Consider the following 17294-nt stretch of genomic DNA (forward strand, 5'->3'; position numbering starts at 1 on the left):
CAAAGATAAGGTTTGTAGAGTGAGAATATCAGTTGAACGCACTTTTTTTTACTTCTTGTATTTTGCCTGCTTTATTTATGCCGAAAGCAGGCAAAATGCAAGAAGGCTTATTTTTTAGGAGTTAGTTCAGGAATACGCAGAGTAGTCCCTATGGGTACTCTGTCGGCATCTTTAATGATGTTTTTATTATGTTTCACGATATAGGGCCATAGCTTTTTTGTACCATAGAATTTCACAGCTAATTTTACCAGGCTCTCTCCTTCTCGTAATGTGTAATTAGTTTTAGTCCCTGTTATGTCATATTCTACAGTATCGGCTAAAGTTTCTTTTGCAACATTTGCGGTTGTCGCAACGCCTGAACTCTTTTCCGTACTAGGAGATACAGTCTGCTGTGATTGACTGATGGTCTCTTTTCCGGCAACATTCGTCCATATGTTTGCGGTATCTTTACCTTGCATCAATGAGTCATTAACCGGAATTGCAGGAATATCCTCTTCCAATTGTTCTTGGGTGTTTTTTATTGTAGCCGGCGATTGTAAATCCGAAGTTTTATCTGATTGCAAATACCAATATATGCCACCTGCAATGCAGGCAATCAAAATGATAGCAAGAATAACTCCCTGGGAAACTCTGTTCTTTTTCTCTTCTGAGATTTCTTGTGTCTCTGTTGTTTCCTCTATCTTCTGTTCTTTTTCAAAATCAGAAGTAACAGGAGTTATTACTGTTTTCTCTGACGGGGTTGCCTCTTCTGACGCTATTGTTTCCAAGGATGTTTTTTCTTCACAAGCTTTACGAGCAGCCAGTATGGCTGCATCGGCGATAGTCATAACTTCTTCTTGAGGTTTGTCTGTTACCTCGTTTCCTTCTATTGTCTCTGCTAAAGGGGAAACCGTTTGGGGAACAGCTGTTTCAGCAACAATATCCTTTTCTGCTTCAGTGACAATATCTTCCGATTCTTTTTCCGGTTCTATAATTTGTATCTCTTCCTCTGTAATTTCAACAGAAGGTGCAGGTTCTTCAATAATTGTTTCCTCAATAACCGGAGTAGTGTCTTCAGCGGCAATGGCATTCTCATTTGGAGAATCTTCTGTATTTTCCGCTTCTATGAACTCAACCTCTTTAGCCGCAATTGTTTGTTTAGGCTTAGGCGCGTTTCCGTCAAAGGTATCTTCCTCCTCTCCTTCTATTTCTGTTTCGGTATCTTCCAGTTTGGTGTTTTCATTTAATATAACCGTTTCAAAATGAGCGAATGGTTTATTTATTAAATCTTTCATACTGGAATCCGGAGTAAAAGATATTTTTGTATGGCCCTGTATTTCAATTCTTTCCCCCGTGTTTACGTTTACACTTTCACGACTCTCCACCTCTGTAAGTTTAAACGTACCTAGTCCTTTAACCTTTACATACTTTTCAGTAACTAAAGCTTCCTCTATCAGTTCAAACATTCCTTTGACAAAGATTTCAGCATCTTTTTTAGTCATGCTGTGTTTCTCAGCCAAAAGTTCGATGATATCTTGTATGGTTACTTTCTCGCTCATGATAATATTATAAATAAGGACTATTTTATTTAAACTTTTCTTTTAAAGTTACACTGGGTTTGTAAGTCAGCACTAACTTGGGGGGAATCAGCATACGTTGTTGAGTAGCCGGGTTAATAGAAATTCTTTCCAGCTTTTTCTTAACCTCAAACGTACCAAATCCCTGGATTGCAATGTTGTTGCCATCTTGCAATTCCTGGGTCATAACACCAATGACTGAGGATACCAATTGTGATGTATCTTTATTCGTATATCCTAGTTTACGTGATAATTCAGATATAAATTCTTTGTTATTCAAAGCTTAAAGTGTTAATTTGGTTGCTATATTAGTAAAAAAACAAACATTATCCAAACTTTATAAGGGAAAAGGTCTATAAAATGCTGGCGTATAGGTCGAAATCATCAGCGGCTGTTATTTTCACTTTATAGAATTCACCTATTTTTAAGTACTCGTCATCAGCTTTTATCAAGACCTCAGGATCTACCTCGGGAGAGTCAAACTGGGTTCTGCCTATGTAGTAATCTCCTTCCTTCCGGTCTATAATGACTTTAAATTCTTTACCTATTTTCGTTTGGCTCAGTTCGCCGGCTATTTCCTGCTGAAGTGCCATTAATTCATCCAAACGCTGTTGTTTCACTTCATGAGAAATGGAATCTTCGTATTCTTTAGCGGCGAATGTTCCTTCTTCTTCCGAGTAAGCGAAGGCTCCCATCCGGTCGAATCGTACTTTTTTGACGAATTCTTTTAATTCTTCAAAATCTTCTTCAGTCTCACCGGGATGTCCTACCATTAATGTTGTACGTAAGTGAATACCGGGTACTTCCCGACGGAATTTTTCGATTAATTCGTAGGTTTCCGCTTTACTTACATGCCGGCGCATTTTATTCAGCATATTGTCACTAATGTGTTGCAGGGCAATATCCATATATTTGCATACATTATCGTGTTCGCGCATAACACGGAATAATTCTTCCGGAAAATGGGCTGGATATGCATAGTGTAAACGTATCCATTCTACACCGGGAACATTGGCGATTCTTTCGATGAGTTCGGGCAATTTCTGACTTTTATATAAATCTACGCCATAGTAAGTCAATTCTTGGGCTATAATTTGGAACTCTTTTACTCCTTCGGATACAAGTAGTTTCACTTCATCAATAATCTCCTCCATCGGCCGTGAAATGTGGCGTCCTGTAATAATAGGAATGGCGCAATAAGAGCATTTACGGTCACAGCCTTCTGATATTTTCAGATAAGCGTAGTGATGGGGTGTGGTTAATGTCCGTTCAATGGCAAATTCCGACTTGTATGCTTTGCCTAAATCTGCCAGCAACTCATTCCAGTTAAACTTACCATAGAATTTATCTACTTGAGGAATTTCCAATGCCAATTCTTTTAGATATCTTTCTGAAAGGCAGCCCATCACATATAGTTTTTTGAGCTTCCCTTCTTCTTTGGCCTGACAAAATTCCAATATCATATTGATCGATTCCTCTTTGGCATCACCGATGAAACCACATGTATTAATAACTGCGATTTCTCCTTGTGGTTTGTCGGAATCGTGAGTTACTTTATAACCGTTTGCTTCCAGCTGACGCATCAGCTTTTCTGAGTCTACTAAGTTTTTAGAACACCCTAAGGTGATGATATCTATTGTGTTACGTTTCATTTATTATTCAGTCTCTCCAAATAGTGAGTCTACAAATTCTTTTTTGCGGAATACCTGCATGTCTTCAATGCCTTCGCCCAATCCAATATATTTTACGGGAATCTTGAACTGCTCTGAGATGCCAATTACAACGCCCCCTTTGGCTGTTCCGTCCAATTTGGTAATTGCCATAGCAGTAACTTCTGTCGCCAAAGTAAACTGTTTGGCTTGTTCAAATGCATTTTGACCGGTAGAACCGTCTAAAACCAATAATACTTCGTGAGGTGCGTCCGCAACAACTTTCTTCATCACATTCTTGATTTTAGTAAGCTCGTTCATCAAACCTACTTTATTGTGAAGACGGCCTGCGGTATCAATGATTACTACATCTGCATTATTAGCTACGGCGGAACTTAAGGTATCAAAAGCTACAGATGCGGGATCTGATCCCATTTTCTGTTTAATAACAGGCACTCCTACTCTTTCTCCCCAAATATCCAATTGTTCTACGGCGGCAGCACGGAATGTATCAGCGGCACCCAAATAGACGGTTTTGCCCGCCTTCTTAAATTGATATGCCAATTTACCAATGGTTGTGGTTTTACCCACACCGTTTACACCTACCACCATGATGACATAGGGCTTCTTACCTTCCGGAACAGTGAAATCATCCGAATCCACCGTGTTATTTTCAGTCAATAATGCCGCTATCTCTTCACGGAGAATCTTGTTCAGTTCCTGAGTGTTTACATATTTATCTTTGGCAACTCTTTCTTCAATGCGTTTGATGATATTCAGAGTTGTTTCAACGCCTACATCCGAAGTGATAAGCACTTCTTCCAGATTATCCAATACTTCATCGTCTACTTTTGATTTACCCGCTACGGCACGGGCAATCTTACTAAATACACTTTCTTTGGTTTTGGACAATCCTTTGTCTAAAGTTTCCTTCTTTTCTTTTGAGAAAAAATTAAAAAATCCCATATTGGAGTCTGATTTATCTGTTTATGCTACAAAGATATAACTAATCTCTTACACGGACAAAAAAAAGTGTCACAATGATTGGTCATAATGTATTATGATGATAACATTGTGGTATAAAAAAAGTTCCTTCCATAATATATGAAAGGAACTTTCCACCAGTCATTCCGACTGAATTATTTCTTGAAAAAGTCTTGAACTTTTTCGTTAGGTACCATTTGCTCATCGAAGATGTAAGCTCCTGTTTTCGGAGATTTAACCATCTTGATAACCTTAGTATAAGAACGTCCTTCTTTACCTGTCTGAAGGGTTGCGACTGTTTTCTTTGCCATGGGTTATAATTATTTAATTTCTTTGTGAACTGTTACTCTTTTCAAAATAGGATTGTACTTCTTAAGTTCCAATCTTTCAGTGGTATTTTTTCTGTTTTTTGTTGTAATGTAACGAGAAGTTCCCGGCATACCACTATCCTTCATTTCTGTGCATTCAAGGATTACCTGTACTCTATTACCTTTAGCCTTCTTTGCCATAGTCTATCTCTCCTTTTTAATTAACCAATAATTTTGATGCTTTTCCAATCACAATAGCCTTTGGTTACCGCTTCATTCAGCGCTGCATCCAGGCCTTTTTTATTAATCACACGTAAGCCGTTAGCGCAGATGTTCAGGCTAATCCAGCAATCTTGTTCTACATAGTAGAATTTCTTAGTAAACAAGTTCACATCAAAAGTTCTTTTGGTTCTTCTCTTAGAGTGTGAAACATTGTTGCCAATCATGGCTTTCTTTCCGGTAATTTGACAAATCTTCGACATTGCTATCTTATTTTTATAGTTTTTTTCAATACTTATTTCAAACGGAGTGCAAAATAAGCACTTTTATTTGTATAAAACAAGAGTTTTTGCAAATAATTCTGCAATTACTGCTCATTTTCTTCGTTTTGGAACAACTTTCGAAGCAGTTGCAGTGCATTTTGGGTTGCATTTGCAATGTTTTTGTTTCTTCCTTCGTCGCCTTCCAATTTCAGTGTAATCACTTTGTCTTTACATCCGGCAGCAATCCAAATGGTACCTACCGGTTTGTCGGGAGTACCTCCTGTGGGTCCTGCGATACCTGAAGTTGCTACAGCACAATCAGAATTCATCGATTTCATCGCTCCTTTTACCATTTCGATAACGGTTTCTTCACTTACAGCTCCGTGAGTTTCTAAAGTTTCGTGGTTTACCCCTAACAGACTTTCCTTTATTTCGTTGGAATAGGCGATAATTCCACCTTTAAAGAATTGTGAACTTCCGGCAACGGCTGTAATAGCGGCCGCCACACTTCCTGCCGTGCAACTCTCGGCAGTAACGAGTGTCAGGCCCTCTCTCCAAAACAAATCGTTAATCTCTTTACTTAAAAATTTACCTTCTACTGACATGTTGAAAACGGTTTTTTAATATTAAATAGTTACCCGTGAATAAGCGGGCTTGTCTATAGTGCAAAAATCATTGTCCAGATACTTGTAATAACCGGTATTTGCGATCATTGCGGCATTATCCGTAGTAAAGCTGAACTTCGGGATATAGATATTCCAACCATATTTCCCGGCATGCTCGCGGAATGAGTTACGAAGCCCGTTGTTGGCTGATACCCCTCCGGCTACTGCCACTTCATTTATCTTGAGATTTTTGGCTGCTTTTCTCAGCTTGTCCATCAGAATATCTACAATGGTCGCTTCCAATGAAGCAGCCAAGTCGTTTTTATGATGTTCGATGAAATCGGGATCTTCTTTCAACCAGTCACGCAAAGAGTATAGGAAAGAAGTCTTTAATCCGCTGAAACTATAGTTATAGTCCGGAATATGTGGTTTACTGAAAGTGAACGCTTTTGGATTGCCTTGACGTGCCAGTTTATCAATGATAGGACCTCCGGGATAACCTAAGCCCATTACTTTAGAACATTTGTCGATAGCTTCTCCTGCTGCATCGTCAATAGTTTGTCCCAAAACTTCCATGTCATTATAGGCCTTTACCAATATTATCTGTGAGTTTCCTCCTGACACCAGCAGGCACAAGAAAGGGAATTTAGGTTGGTTGTTGTCTTCTTCCGATTCTTTAATGAAATGGGCTAACACATGGGCTTGCAGGTGGTTAACATCAATCATTGGTATATTCAATGAACGTGCGAAACCTTTCGCAAAAGATACTCCGACCAGTAATGATCCCATCAAGCCGGGTCCTCGGGTGAATGCAACGGCGCTTAGTTGCTCCTTGGTAACTCCTGCCCTTTTTAAGGCTTCGTGCACCACCGGTACAATGTTTTGTTGATGGGCACGTGACGCCAATTCGGGAACCACCCCTCCGTAAGCTTCGTGAACAGCCTGGCTGGACACTACGTTGGACAACAATACGCCATTCTTGATAACTGCGGCTGATGTGTCGTCACAGGAAGATTCTATACCTAATATAATTGTATCCATATTTCTATACCTTATTATATATATTAATGTGTCAGAATTTCAAGTCCGTTATCTGTCATAACGAAAGTATGTTCCCACTGTGCAGACGGCTGTTCGTCTTCGGTGACTACAGTCCAGCCATCTTCCTCATCAATGAAGACTTCCCATGTTCCCATATTGATCATTGGTTCAATGGTAAAAACCATTCCCGGCACCAATAGCATACCAGTTCCTTTTTTCCCGAAATGTTCTACATCCGGTTCTTCATGGAACTCTATGCCTACTCCGTGTCCGCAGAGATCACGCACTACTGAGAATCCATTTTTTTTAGCATGTTTTTCAATGGCATGTCCTATGTCCCCTACAAAACCAAATGGTTTCGCAGCTTCCATGCCTATCTCCAGACATTCTTTAGCTACTCGTACCAGTTTTTCTTTTTGAGGTGTGGTTTTTCCAATGGTAAACATACGCGATGCATCGGCATAATAACCATCAAGAATGGTAGTACAATCCACATTGATGATATCTCCTTCTTCCAGAATATCGAATTCATTGGGAATACCGTGACAAACAACCTCATTGATAGAGGTGCAGCAACTTTTGGGAAAACCGTCATAACCTAAGGTTGCAGGAATGCCACCGTGATCTTTCGTATATTCATAAACCAGCTTGTCTATTTCCAATGTGCTCATGCCTGCATGGATCTCACGTTCTACAAGGTCTAGCACTCCGGTATTGACAATACCGCTACGGCGTATTCCTTCAATCTGTTCCGGTGTCTTGATCAGTTCACGTGAAGGTACTAAATGACCTCTATCTTGATAATAGAGAACCTTTTTATCTAACTCTGTGAGTTCCATACCTTTGGGAACTCTCCAGTTTATTTTATTTCTTTTCATATCAAAGGATTAATTGACTTACAAAGTTAGAGGAAATATTTGTAAAAATGGCTCATCCGGCAATAAATATCTTCATAAAAAGAGAATTTACATGAAATTTGACAGAAACAAATGTTAAATAATCATGTCTTTTACATGAATTTTATGTAGGAGAGTCTATTTTATTTTAATAAAAGGTTATATTTACCGCAAAAAACTAAGCATTCTATTATTAACTTCTTTAATTGAACATCAAAATGGATAAACATCAAATTGGAGTAAACGCAGGAAAAGTTTGGAAACTGCTGAATGACAATAAACGGTGGAGTTATTGTGATTTAAAAAGAGCTTCAGAATTGTCTGACAGAGATTTGAATGCAGCTATAGGTTGGCTGGCCAGAGAGAATAAAATAGACTTTGAATGTTCTAACGGAGACGATTGCCTGTTTCTGAGCGTCAATGTTTATATTGGCTGAATACGAGAAACAGATAATTATGTGGGGCCAAAACTTTCATAATTATCTGTTTTCTTTTTTTAATCAACTTTTCTAATCACTTTGGCCGGATTACCTACAGCAACGGAATTGTCGGGAATGTCTTTAGTTACGACACTTCCGGCTCCGATAATACAGCGATGACCTATTTTTACTCCGGGACAAAGAATAGCTCCTCCTCCTATCCAGCAATCTTCTCCGATAGTTACGGGATATGCATACTCTTTGGGTTCGCGTCGGGTTATGTAATCTACCGGATGATGTGGAGTATAGATCTGTACATTGGGCCCTATCAATGTATGTGCTCCTATGGTGATATATCCACCATCTAAAAATGTACAGTTGGCATTCACAAAGACATGCTCTCCTAAGCGGATGCCGTGTCCATGATCACAGTAAAATGGTGGACAGATGACAGAAGTGGAAGGGATACCCGGCACTAATTCTTCCAGCACTTCCCTGAAACCATCATCGTATGTACTCATCATCCGTAATTGGGCCACTAGTTTTTTGGCGTGTATGAAACTGGCCTGTATTTCCGGTTTCTCCATATCGGCCAGCTGACTGTTACGCATTTTGTCTATCTCGTTCATAATTAAAGGGCTTTAAGATTTCGCCTCAAATGTAGGATTTGTTTTCCGTTCTGCCAAATATACACCACACAAGATAAGAAAACAGCCGGTAAGGGCTATCCAAGTTATCTTTTCATTAATAATGACCGCTGAAGTAAGAAGAGTTACCAAAGGGACGATATAAATATAGTTTGTACTTTTTACGGCTCCCAATTCCTTGACACAAGCATTCCAGGCTATGAAGCAGAGCATGGAGGCGACAAATCCCAAAAAGAGAAGATTTCCAAACACGATGGGTTGCATCATCAAGACATTGTCCCAATTTAACGGACGGAATAAAAACATGGGCAGAATGGTCAGCACTCCGTAGAAGAATACTTTACGGGTAATGAATACGATAGAATAATGATTATCCAATTGTTTGAGAATAAGGCAATAAAATGCCCACATCAATGCAGCGGTCAGTGAAAGAATATCTCCCAAAGGATTAATTTTCAGAATGAAACTGCCGTTGAAAACAACCAGCCCCACTCCTATCAAAGCCATGATCGATCCGTAAACAAGATGGCGGGTGAAAGGTTCTTTTCTTCTGAACAAATAAGAAAGCAGTGTGGTCAGAACAGGTGATGTGCATACTATCAGAGACACGTTGGAGGCTAATGTGATGCCGAGAGCCGTATTTTCAGTAATGAAATAAATAGTTCCTCCACATAATCCGGCCAATAAAAGTAACAATTCATCTTTTACTCTGTTGGCAAATAGTTTTTTATAAGAAATACACCACATGCAAAGATAGGCCATAGTGAAACGATAAAAGAAGATGTCGGAAGGACTTAATCCATGTTGGATTAGAATCTTAGTAGAAACAAAAGTAGTTCCCCAGATAGCTACAGTGATTATTGCCATTAAGTGATAGACGAACCTTGATTTGATAACATTCATAATTTATATGTGTTTTATTATGTTGCAAAGATAGGTTTTGTTTTCGAGAAACTTATCAAAATATATGGCATAGTTGAGCTGATACAAAGTTCGTTTGTTTTCTCACTTACCTTGGGCGCGGCCCTCAAGGTAAGTGAGATATTTCTATTTCCGGGGAATCCAGGAATCTACCAGCTCCTGATGTTCTTTTACCCATTTTTCCGCTCCTTCTTTTTCATTATATTCATTTTGTGATACATCATCCAGCAGGCTGCTGATTTCTTTGGTGCTCAGATGTATGTTTTCTATCAGTTTTGCCACAAACGGGTGTTGCTCACCAAATCCTTTGCGGGCAATGGCCGTAATTGTTTCCGCTTTACCAAAAATACCTTTCGGGTCCTCCAGAAATTTTAATTTAAAGCGGGTGAACATCCAATGGGGAGTCCATCCCGTCACCACAATCCATTGATGCTCGTCAACGGCTCTTTTTAGCACTGCGGTCATGGCCGGTCCGCTAGACTCCAGCAATTTGTAATCCAGATTGTATTTTTCTATGGCCATATCTGTAGCATGCATAATCCCTGCACCGGCATCAATGCCGATAATCTCGCCTCCGAATTTTTCTTTGTTGGCATTTAATTGCTCAATGGAATGAATGTCCACATAATCGGGGACTACCAGACCGATACGGGCATCCGGATAGATCTTGCCTAAGATTTCCAGATTCTTTCCGTATTGTTTCATATAATCGGCCTGTGTAGCCGGTAACCAAGCATCCATCAGCAAATCTACTTTGCCACGGGCCATTGTTGCATAGATAGGAGCCGGATCGGCATTCTTTAAAACGACATGATAACCTTGTTGTTCAAGAATCACTTCCGTCAAATAGGTCAGGGCGATGCCGTCGTCCCAGTTTATGTATCCAATGCTTATTGTCTTATCATCTTTTTTCCCGCTGCAAGAGGCAAGCAGCAGGAGGAAAGACAAAAAATATAGTATTTTCTTCATGCTTATTTCCCTTTCTTTTGTTTTCCAAGTCCTTGTGTTATTCTATCCAGAATGATGGCCAGGATGACTACTGCGATACCGCCTTCGAAACCTAAACCTATTTTCATCTGCGTGATACCTTTCAGTACGATTTCCCCTAACCCTCCGGCTGCAATCATAGCGGCAATGACCACCATGGAGAGCGACATCAGGATTGTCTGGTTTATACCGGTCATGATAGTGGGCAATGCCAGCGGTAATTGTACCTTGAATAATAATTGCATAGGTGTCGCACCAAAAGAGCGCGAAGCTTCTACAACATTCTTCGGTACTTGCTTGATACCCAGGCTGGTCAGACGCACTACGGGAGGCATGGCAAAAATAATGGTGGCAAAGGCTCCCGGAACGGTTCCCAGCCCGAAAAAGAGTACGGCAGGAATCAGATAGACGAAAGCAGGCATCGTTTGCATCAGGTCGAGGATAGGATGCAGAATTTTATCACATCGTTTGCTGTTTGCGCTCCATATTCCCAAGGGAAGTCCCACGATAAGAGCGATGATGGTAGACGAAAGCACCAATGCTAAAGTCTGCATGGTTTCGTTCCAAAATCCCATTCCCCAAATCAGCAATAATCCTAAAATGGTAAAAATGCTGACTCCTTTTCCCGATTTATACCAAGCCAGGATGGCCAGCAATGCTATTGTTACATAAAAAGGTATCCACATCAATATGTTTTGGAACCCATCTATGAACCCGCCTATTCCAACATTGATGGCGTCGAAAAGAGGGGCAAAGTTTTCTGTGAGCCAGTTGATGGCTGTTTCTATATATTTTCCTATGTTTATCATAATTCGATAGCGTTTTGAATAAGTTCATTAATTTCTTCTTTATCTTTTCCGGTCATCTCTACTACGATGGACGATAGAGGAACCAAACCTTTCAGTTCGCGTTCTTCATTTACCACATAAATGGGAGAATTGGTTTTCGTGATTAAGGGAAGCAGATCCTCAATCTTTGTGTCCTCCGTAACGGAATGTACTTCACTTTGTACGGCTTCCCGGATTGATTTTATACCTTTACGCCGAAGAATGGCGGCACTTTCCAATGTAATCTCTCCTATCAGCTTGTCATTTTCATCTATCACAGGAAGCACGGTAATATCTCTTTCTTTCATCTTTCTGATCAGAACCTCGGGACCTTCTTTACGCAGACGGGCTACGGCGGGACGGGTTATCATAATACTTCCTGCCGTTATGATTTTGCTCCGGTCCACATTTTCTACAAATCTTGCCACATAGTCATTGGCCGGTTCAGTTAAAATTTCTTCTGAAGTTCCGACTTGTACCACTTCTCCATCTCTCATAATGGCAATGCGGTCACCCAGTTTAATTGCTTCGCTCAAATCATGCGTGATAAAGACGATGGTCTTTTTCATTTTGGATTGCAGTGCCAGCATTTCATCTTGCATTTGTACGCGGATCAATGGGTCCAGAGCGGAAAAGGCTTCATCCATCAGTAATATTTCCGGATCATTTGCCAAAGCGCGTGCCAATCCCACACGTTGCTGCATTCCGCCGGAAAGTTGTCCGACCATCTGATTCTGATATCCTTTCAGCCCGACTATTTCCATACTCTTCATGGCTTTTTTCTCACGTTCCTGTTTGGGAACTCCTTGGAGTTCGAGCCCGAATGCAATATTGCTTAAAACACTGCGATGAGGTAACAAACCAAAATTTTGGAACACCATAGCTATTTCCCGGCGACGCATTTCCAGCAATTCCTTATCGGATGCGGCAGTAATGTCTGTTCCATTAATCAGTACTTGTCCTTTTGTGGGTTTGATTAACCGGTTTATGCAGCGCAATAAAGTTGATTTGCCACTGCCCGACAGTCCCATGATTACGAAGAACTCTCCTTCTTTGATTGTCAGATTGGCGTTTTTAACTGCTACAGTACAATTAGTCGCCTTTAAAATTTCATTTTTGCTTTTTCTTTCTTTCAACATCCGGAACGCTTTCTGCTTTTCCGGACCGAAAACAAGATACAAGTCTTTTATTTCTATTTTGTTCATAGTCTATAATAGTTTAAATTAATTAAGAATAGGGAGGAATTGACGGAAGTAAATTGAGATGTCATCCGGTATATTTAACGAAACAAAATATAAAAAGGTTCATTATAAGATGAGTTTTATTGATCAGTAAATATGTTTTTTTACAGCTTGTTATTGTTTACTCCCTACGGGAGTGGTTCAGAAAGTCCGAGATTAAAAAAAGCTAATCAGAAAGCGTTTTCTATAAAACAGAAATTAAGTATTATCCTTTTGTCGAGCGTTCATTTTATTCTATCTTTGTCACGCAAAACAGAATAAATATATGGATAGTATTTTAATTATTGATGATGAACCGCAAATACGCAAACTTCTTTCGCGTATGATGGAATTGGAAGGTTACGAAGTATTCCAGGCAGCCGATTGCCAGTCTACATTGAAACAACTTAAGTTACATAATCCCCAAGTGGTGTTGTGTGATGTGTTTTTGCCGGACGGCAATGGAGTGGATATGGTTACAACCATCAAAAAACTCTATCCAGAATTGGAGATGATACTTTTGACCGCCCACGGTAACATTCCGGATGGTGTGCAGGCAATCAAGAATGGAGCCTTTGATTATATCACCAAAGGGGATGATAATAATAAAATTATTCCGTTAATCAGCCGGGCTATGGCTCAGGCTAAAAAGAATGTAGGGGAAAAAGTGAAAACAGAAGAGACCCAAAGTTTCTCTTTTGACGCTATAAAAGGGAAGTCGGAGGGTATGCAACAAGCCGTAGCATTGGCCCGAAAGGTTTCGGCAACGGATGTTACAGTCTTGCTGACCGGAGAAACAGGCACGGGGAAAGAGGTCTTTGCACAAGCCATCCATCGCAACAGTCTTCGCAAAGAGAATGCTTTTGTGGCTGTAAACTGTTCTGCTTTTAGCAAAGATCTGCTTGAAAGCGAGATATTCGGTCATAAAGCCGGTTCGTTTACCGGAGCGATGAAAGATAAGAAGGGGCTGTTCGAAGTGGCCGATAACGGAACCATCTTTTTGGATGAAATAGGTGAAATGGCTTTCGAGCTGCAAGCCAAATTGCTTCGTGTGCTCGAAGCGGGAGAGTACATCAAGATAGGCGACACGAAACCGACGAAAGTGAATGTCCGCGTTATCTCCGCCACCAATCGGGACCTGAAAAAAGAAATAGAACAAGGTAATTTCCGTGAAGATCTTTATTATCGTCTTTCTGTTTTTCAGATACACCTCCCTCCTCTTCGTGAGCGCAAAGAAGACATCGAACTTTTGGCGGAAAGCTTTATCCAACTCTTTTCAAAGAAACTGGGGAAACAGGTGGAAGGGATGGCTCCGGAGTTCTTGAAAGCTTTGAAAGCTGCCGACTGGAGAGGAAATATCCGTGAATTGCGAAACGTGATAGAACGCAGCATGATTGTCTGCGACAAACAGCTCACCTTACAAGATCTTCCCATTGAAATACAGAATGCCCGGCAGGAAGATTATTCCGGCAAGAATTATTCGGAGTTTGAACTGGCCGCTATGGAAAAACGTCATATCGCTAAAGTTCTGCAACATACTAAAGGAAACAAGACCGAGGCTTCACGTTTATTGAAAATAGGTTTGACTACTTTATATAGAAAGATAGAGGAATACGGCATTTAGTTGTTGCAGGTCATTGATCAACCCTTTCCTGCCCTATGGTTAAGTCTTTTTATACGGATGTATTCTATCTCCATAGCCTTTGGAGTTATCTCCATAAGCTTTGGAGTTGACTCCCAAGGTTATGGAGTTAACTCCAAAGACTTGTGGAGATAAAACAAACAAGAAGAAAACCCTTAACCATAGGGCAGGAAAGGGTTAGGGATACGGATAAAACCTTTTAATGACGAATCCGGTTCCCAAGTCTTTTATGTATTCCTTACGGATAAACAGCCCCACTCAAATTCTACTGCTTCACGAAAGACCATAGGCAGCATTATTGCAAGATGGTTTCAGCAAAGATGGCTACGGAATCAATACATTCCGGATATAGAAATGATCCGTGACTTTCCTCAGCAAGACAAGAGCTTTCGATATACTTCGGCATCTTCCTCCGAGAAACAGCATACAATCACTTCTCCTTCATAGCCATGTGCCATTTCTTCCCCGATGGCATTCAATGCGATACGTGCCGCTTCTTCCTTGGGATAATGATATACGCCGGTACTGATACAGGGGAATGCAATGCTTTGGATGCCGTTCTCTCTCGCTAGTATGAAACTGGTATGATAGCATGATGCAAGTTTTTCGGCTTCTCCATGCGTTCCCCCATGCCATACGGGTCCTACGGTATGAATCACTTTCCTGCATGGCAGGTTGTATGCATCGGTTATCTTGCTTTCCCCCGTCGGACAACCGCCCAATGTTTTACATTCCGCTAACAACGCCGGGCCTGCAGCCCGATGGATAGCTCCATCTACACCACCGCCACCCAGCAACGAGCAGTTGGCTGCATTTACAATGGCGTCGACTTTTAAAGTAGTGATATCGGCTACGGTAACATTTATCTCCTTCATTTTTCCTTTCTGTTTTTCTGTATTAAAACCTTTATACAAAGCTATATAATAAATTGGGGAATTATGCAGTTTGGCAGCAAATAAATCAATTATTCTCCTGTTTTGATATTCTTCCCTTTTCATTTTGAAAAGATCTTCTTTTGCTCCCTCTTTTTTCTTGTTGTTATATCTGTATATAAATCAATTACTTATCTCCTGTTTGCCGGTAATGGCACACTATTGGCATATAGCGTGGCAGTTAACAATAGTATTAATTAAAAAAAGGAATTATGGATTTATTTTCAATCGGATTTGTGGTTTGTACCTTGAGCGGTATAGCTTGCTTTTGGCTTTTCTTTAAATGCATAGACTGGTTCGAGAAGATCTAAAAAAAGAAAGGAGAAACAAGTTATGTACACAGCATTATTTGTAGTTAGTTTGATTATGTTCGGCTATATGATGTATGTTCTCATCAAGCCGGAGAAGTTTTAAAAAAGTAAGTTAAGAAATAAAGAGTTATGAATACTGAAGTTTTAGGTGTTATAGCGCAAATTGTCTTAATGGTAGTGCTCAGCTATCCTTTGGGCAAATATATCGCTAAAGTTTATAAAGGTGAAAAGACTTGGTCGGATTTTATGAAGCCCGTTGAACGGGTTATGTTCAAACTGAGTGGCATCAATCCCAATGAGGAGATGAACTGGAAACAGTTTTTGAGAGCCTTGCTGGTGGTAAATCTATTTTGGTTCCTTTGGGGGATGGTACTGTTGGTTACACAAGGTGTGCTGCCGCTTAACCCGGATGGAAATGTCGGTCAGACTGCGCATCAGGCATTCAATACTTGTATCAGTTTCATGGTGAACTGCAACTTGCAACATTATAGCGGTGAAAGTGGGCTGACTTATTTTACTCAGCTATTCGTCATCATGCTCTTTCAGTTTATTACTGCCGCTACCGGTATGGCTGCCATGGCAGGTATAATGAAAGCGCTGGCTGCAAAGACTACTCAGACTATTGGCAATTTCTGGAACTATTTGGTATTAAGTTGTACCCGTGTCCTGTTGCCTCTTTCATTGGTCGTAGGCTTTATCCTGATTGTGCAAGGAACTCCGATGGGCTTTGACGGAAAAATGAAAGTGACCACCATGGAAGGAGCTACACAATATGTATCACAAGGCCCTACGGCGGCTATTGTCCCTATCAAACAATTGGGTACTAATGGTGGTGGTTATTTTGGTGTAAACTCTTCTCATCCATTGGAGAACCCTACCTATTTTGCCAATATGGTGGAATGTTGGTCTATCCTTATCATACCTATGGCGATGGCATTTGCATTCGGTTTCTATCTGAAACGTAAAAAATTGGGTTATAGTATATATGGTGTCATGCTGTTTGCTTATCTGGTAGGAGTTTGTATCAATGTGAGTCAGGAGATGGGTGGTAATCCACGTATTGATGAAATGGGGATAGCGCAGGATAATGGCGCGATGGAAGGTAAAGAAATACGTTTGGGCTCGGCCGCCACTGCTTTGTGGAGTATTACTACTACGGTTACTTCCAATGGTTCTGTCAATGGTATGCACGATTCAACAATGCCGCTTTCGGGTATGATGGAAATGCTGAACATGCAGATCAACACATGGTTTGGCGGTGTAGGTGTGGGATGGATGAACTACTTTACATTTATTATTATCGCCGTGTTCATCAGTGGGTTGATGGTAGGCCGTACACCGGAGTTCCTTGGTCATAAAGTAGAAGCACGTGAAATGAAGATTGCTTCCATTGTGGCACTACTTCATCCGTTTATCATTTTAGTTGGTACGGCATTGGCTGCTTATCTGTTTGTTCATGCGCCTGCATTTGTGGAAAGTGAAGGTGGCTGGCTGAACAATCCCGGATATCATGGTCTGAGTGAAATGCTTTATGAATACACCTCGTGTGCCGCCAATAATGGTTCCGGTTTTGAAGGACTGGGTGATAACACATGGTTTTGGAACTACTCTTGTGGTATTGTGCTGATATTAGGACGTTTTGTCCCGATTGTAGGTCAAGTGGCCATAGCAGGTATTCTGGCTAAGAAAAAATTTATTCCCGAAAGCGCCGGCACATTGCAAACCGATACAGTGACATTCGGTGTGATGACATTTGCGGTTATTTTTATTGTTGCCGCACTATCATTCTTCCCGGTACATGCATTAAGCACTATTGCCGAGCACTTGAGTTTATAATTCTGATAACAGACAACGATATTAATAGAAG

20 protein-coding genes are annotated in these 17294 nt (G+C 40.5%); 4 read left to right on the forward strand and 16 right to left on the reverse strand.

Annotated elements, in window-relative coordinates:
• Positions 1-107: 107 nt before the first annotated feature.
• The 10 genes from RE317_RS14660 to map all read right to left on the reverse strand — a co-directional run bounded on the left by RE317_RS14660 (position 108) and on the right by map (position 7503).
• The gene (locus RE317_RS14660; RefSeq protein ID WP_005852487.1) at positions 108-1538 is read right to left on the reverse strand and encodes an HU family DNA-binding protein; all 1431 of its coding nucleotides are present in this window, start codon (positions 1536-1538) and stop codon (positions 108-110) included.
• A gap of 25 nt (positions 1539-1563) precedes the next feature.
• A complete protein-coding gene (locus tag RE317_RS14665; RefSeq protein WP_005841299.1) occupies positions 1564-1836 on the reverse strand; it encodes an HU family DNA-binding protein in 273 nt (90 codons plus the stop codon).
• A gap of 73 nt (positions 1837-1909) precedes the next feature.
• Positions 1910-3208, reverse strand: a complete 1299-nt coding sequence (rimO, locus tag RE317_RS14670) for a 30S ribosomal protein S12 methylthiotransferase RimO (protein WP_005852485.1) — start codon at positions 3206-3208, stop codon at positions 1910-1912.
• Between the two features lie 3 nt (positions 3209-3211).
• The gene (gene ftsY, locus RE317_RS14675) at positions 3212-4171 is read right to left on the reverse strand and encodes a signal recognition particle-docking protein FtsY (RefSeq protein ID WP_005852483.1); all 960 of its coding nucleotides are present in this window, start codon (positions 4169-4171) and stop codon (positions 3212-3214) included.
• A 173-nt stretch (positions 4172-4344) separates the two neighbouring features.
• On the reverse strand, positions 4345-4500 hold the full coding sequence (locus RE317_RS14680) for a DUF4295 domain-containing protein (protein ID WP_005841293.1): 156 nt from the start codon (positions 4498-4500) through the stop codon (positions 4345-4347).
• 9 nt (positions 4501-4509) lie between these two features.
• Entirely contained in the window at positions 4510-4698 is a 189-nt protein-coding gene (gene rpmG, locus RE317_RS14685; RefSeq protein WP_005841291.1) for a 50S ribosomal protein L33, read from the reverse strand.
• 20 nt (positions 4699-4718) lie between these two features.
• Entirely contained in the window at positions 4719-4979 is a 261-nt protein-coding gene (gene rpmB, locus RE317_RS14690; protein WP_005841284.1) for a 50S ribosomal protein L28, read from the reverse strand.
• 104 nt (positions 4980-5083) lie between these two features.
• Positions 5084-5584 (reverse strand): CinA family protein, encoded by a 501-nt coding sequence (locus RE317_RS14695; protein ID WP_005841281.1) that lies wholly within the window; start codon positions 5582-5584, stop codon positions 5084-5086.
• 21 nt (positions 5585-5605) lie between these two features.
• On the reverse strand, positions 5606-6625 hold the full coding sequence (tsaD, locus tag RE317_RS14700) for a tRNA (adenosine(37)-N6)-threonylcarbamoyltransferase complex transferase subunit TsaD (RefSeq protein WP_008669016.1): 1020 nt from the start codon (positions 6623-6625) through the stop codon (positions 5606-5608).
• 23 nt (positions 6626-6648) lie between these two features.
• Complete coding sequence (map, locus tag RE317_RS14705; protein WP_005841266.1) at positions 6649-7503, reverse strand: type I methionyl aminopeptidase; 855 nt, start codon at positions 7501-7503, stop codon at positions 6649-6651.
• Between the two features lie 236 nt (positions 7504-7739).
• On the opposite strand from map, the gene RE317_RS14710 reads away from it, so the two are divergent.
• The gene (locus tag RE317_RS14710; RefSeq protein ID WP_005841264.1) at positions 7740-7958 is read left to right on the forward strand and encodes a winged helix-turn-helix domain-containing protein; all 219 of its coding nucleotides are present in this window, start codon (positions 7740-7742) and stop codon (positions 7956-7958) included.
• A gap of 59 nt (positions 7959-8017) precedes the next feature.
• On the opposite strand, the gene RE317_RS14715 is transcribed toward RE317_RS14710, so the two are convergent.
• From RE317_RS14715 to RE317_RS14735, 5 genes are all read right to left on the reverse strand, one after another.
• Entirely contained in the window at positions 8018-8569 is a 552-nt protein-coding gene (locus tag RE317_RS14715; protein WP_005841261.1) for a sugar O-acetyltransferase, read from the reverse strand.
• 12 nt (positions 8570-8581) lie between these two features.
• Positions 8582-9490 carry a DMT family transporter gene (locus RE317_RS14720; RefSeq protein ID WP_008669018.1) on the reverse strand — a complete coding sequence of 303 codons (909 nt, stop codon included), beginning with the start codon at positions 9488-9490 and terminating at the stop codon, positions 8582-8584.
• A gap of 144 nt (positions 9491-9634) precedes the next feature.
• A complete protein-coding gene (locus RE317_RS14725; RefSeq protein ID WP_008669020.1) occupies positions 9635-10477 on the reverse strand; it encodes a glycine betaine ABC transporter substrate-binding protein in 843 nt (280 codons plus the stop codon).
• Between the two features lie 2 nt (positions 10478-10479).
• Positions 10480-11304: a proline/glycine betaine ABC transporter permease gene (locus tag RE317_RS14730; RefSeq protein WP_008669022.1), complete on the reverse strand. Its 825-nt coding sequence runs from the start codon at positions 11302-11304 to the stop codon at positions 10480-10482.
• Complete coding sequence (locus RE317_RS14735) at positions 11301-12527, reverse strand: glycine betaine/L-proline ABC transporter ATP-binding protein (protein WP_005841252.1); 1227 nt, start codon at positions 12525-12527, stop codon at positions 11301-11303. The genes RE317_RS14730 and RE317_RS14735 overlap by 4 nt, the downstream gene beginning before the upstream one ends.
• A gap of 301 nt (positions 12528-12828) precedes the next feature.
• On the opposite strand from RE317_RS14735, the gene RE317_RS14740 reads away from it, so the two are divergent.
• Positions 12829-14166, forward strand: a complete 1338-nt coding sequence (locus RE317_RS14740) for a sigma-54 dependent transcriptional regulator (RefSeq protein WP_008669024.1) — start codon at positions 12829-12831, stop codon at positions 14164-14166.
• A 389-nt stretch (positions 14167-14555) separates the two neighbouring features.
• Here the strand turns inward: RE317_RS14740 and RE317_RS14745 are convergent, their stop codons facing one another.
• Positions 14556-15182 carry an O-acetyl-ADP-ribose deacetylase gene (locus tag RE317_RS14745; RefSeq protein ID WP_008669026.1) on the reverse strand — a complete coding sequence of 209 codons (627 nt, stop codon included), beginning with the start codon at positions 15180-15182 and terminating at the stop codon, positions 14556-14558.
• Positions 15183-15449: 267 nt separating this feature from the next.
• Between RE317_RS14745 and RE317_RS14750 the strand changes: the two genes are divergently transcribed.
• Together RE317_RS14750 and kdpA are read left to right on the forward strand one after the other, a co-directional pair.
• Complete coding sequence (locus RE317_RS14750; protein ID WP_074783379.1) at positions 15450-15530, forward strand: potassium-transporting ATPase subunit F; 81 nt, start codon at positions 15450-15452, stop codon at positions 15528-15530.
• Positions 15531-15556: 26 nt separating this feature from the next.
• Positions 15557-17263 (forward strand): potassium-transporting ATPase subunit KdpA, encoded by a 1707-nt coding sequence (gene kdpA, locus RE317_RS14755; protein WP_005841245.1) that lies wholly within the window; start codon positions 15557-15559, stop codon positions 17261-17263.
• Positions 17264-17294 lie beyond the last annotated feature (31 nt).

The sequence above is a fragment of the Phocaeicola sp. GP0067 genome (genome assembly GCF_031119655.1).
GTDB classification, from domain to species: Bacteria; Bacteroidota; Bacteroidia; order Bacteroidales; family Bacteroidaceae; genus Phocaeicola; species Phocaeicola vulgatus.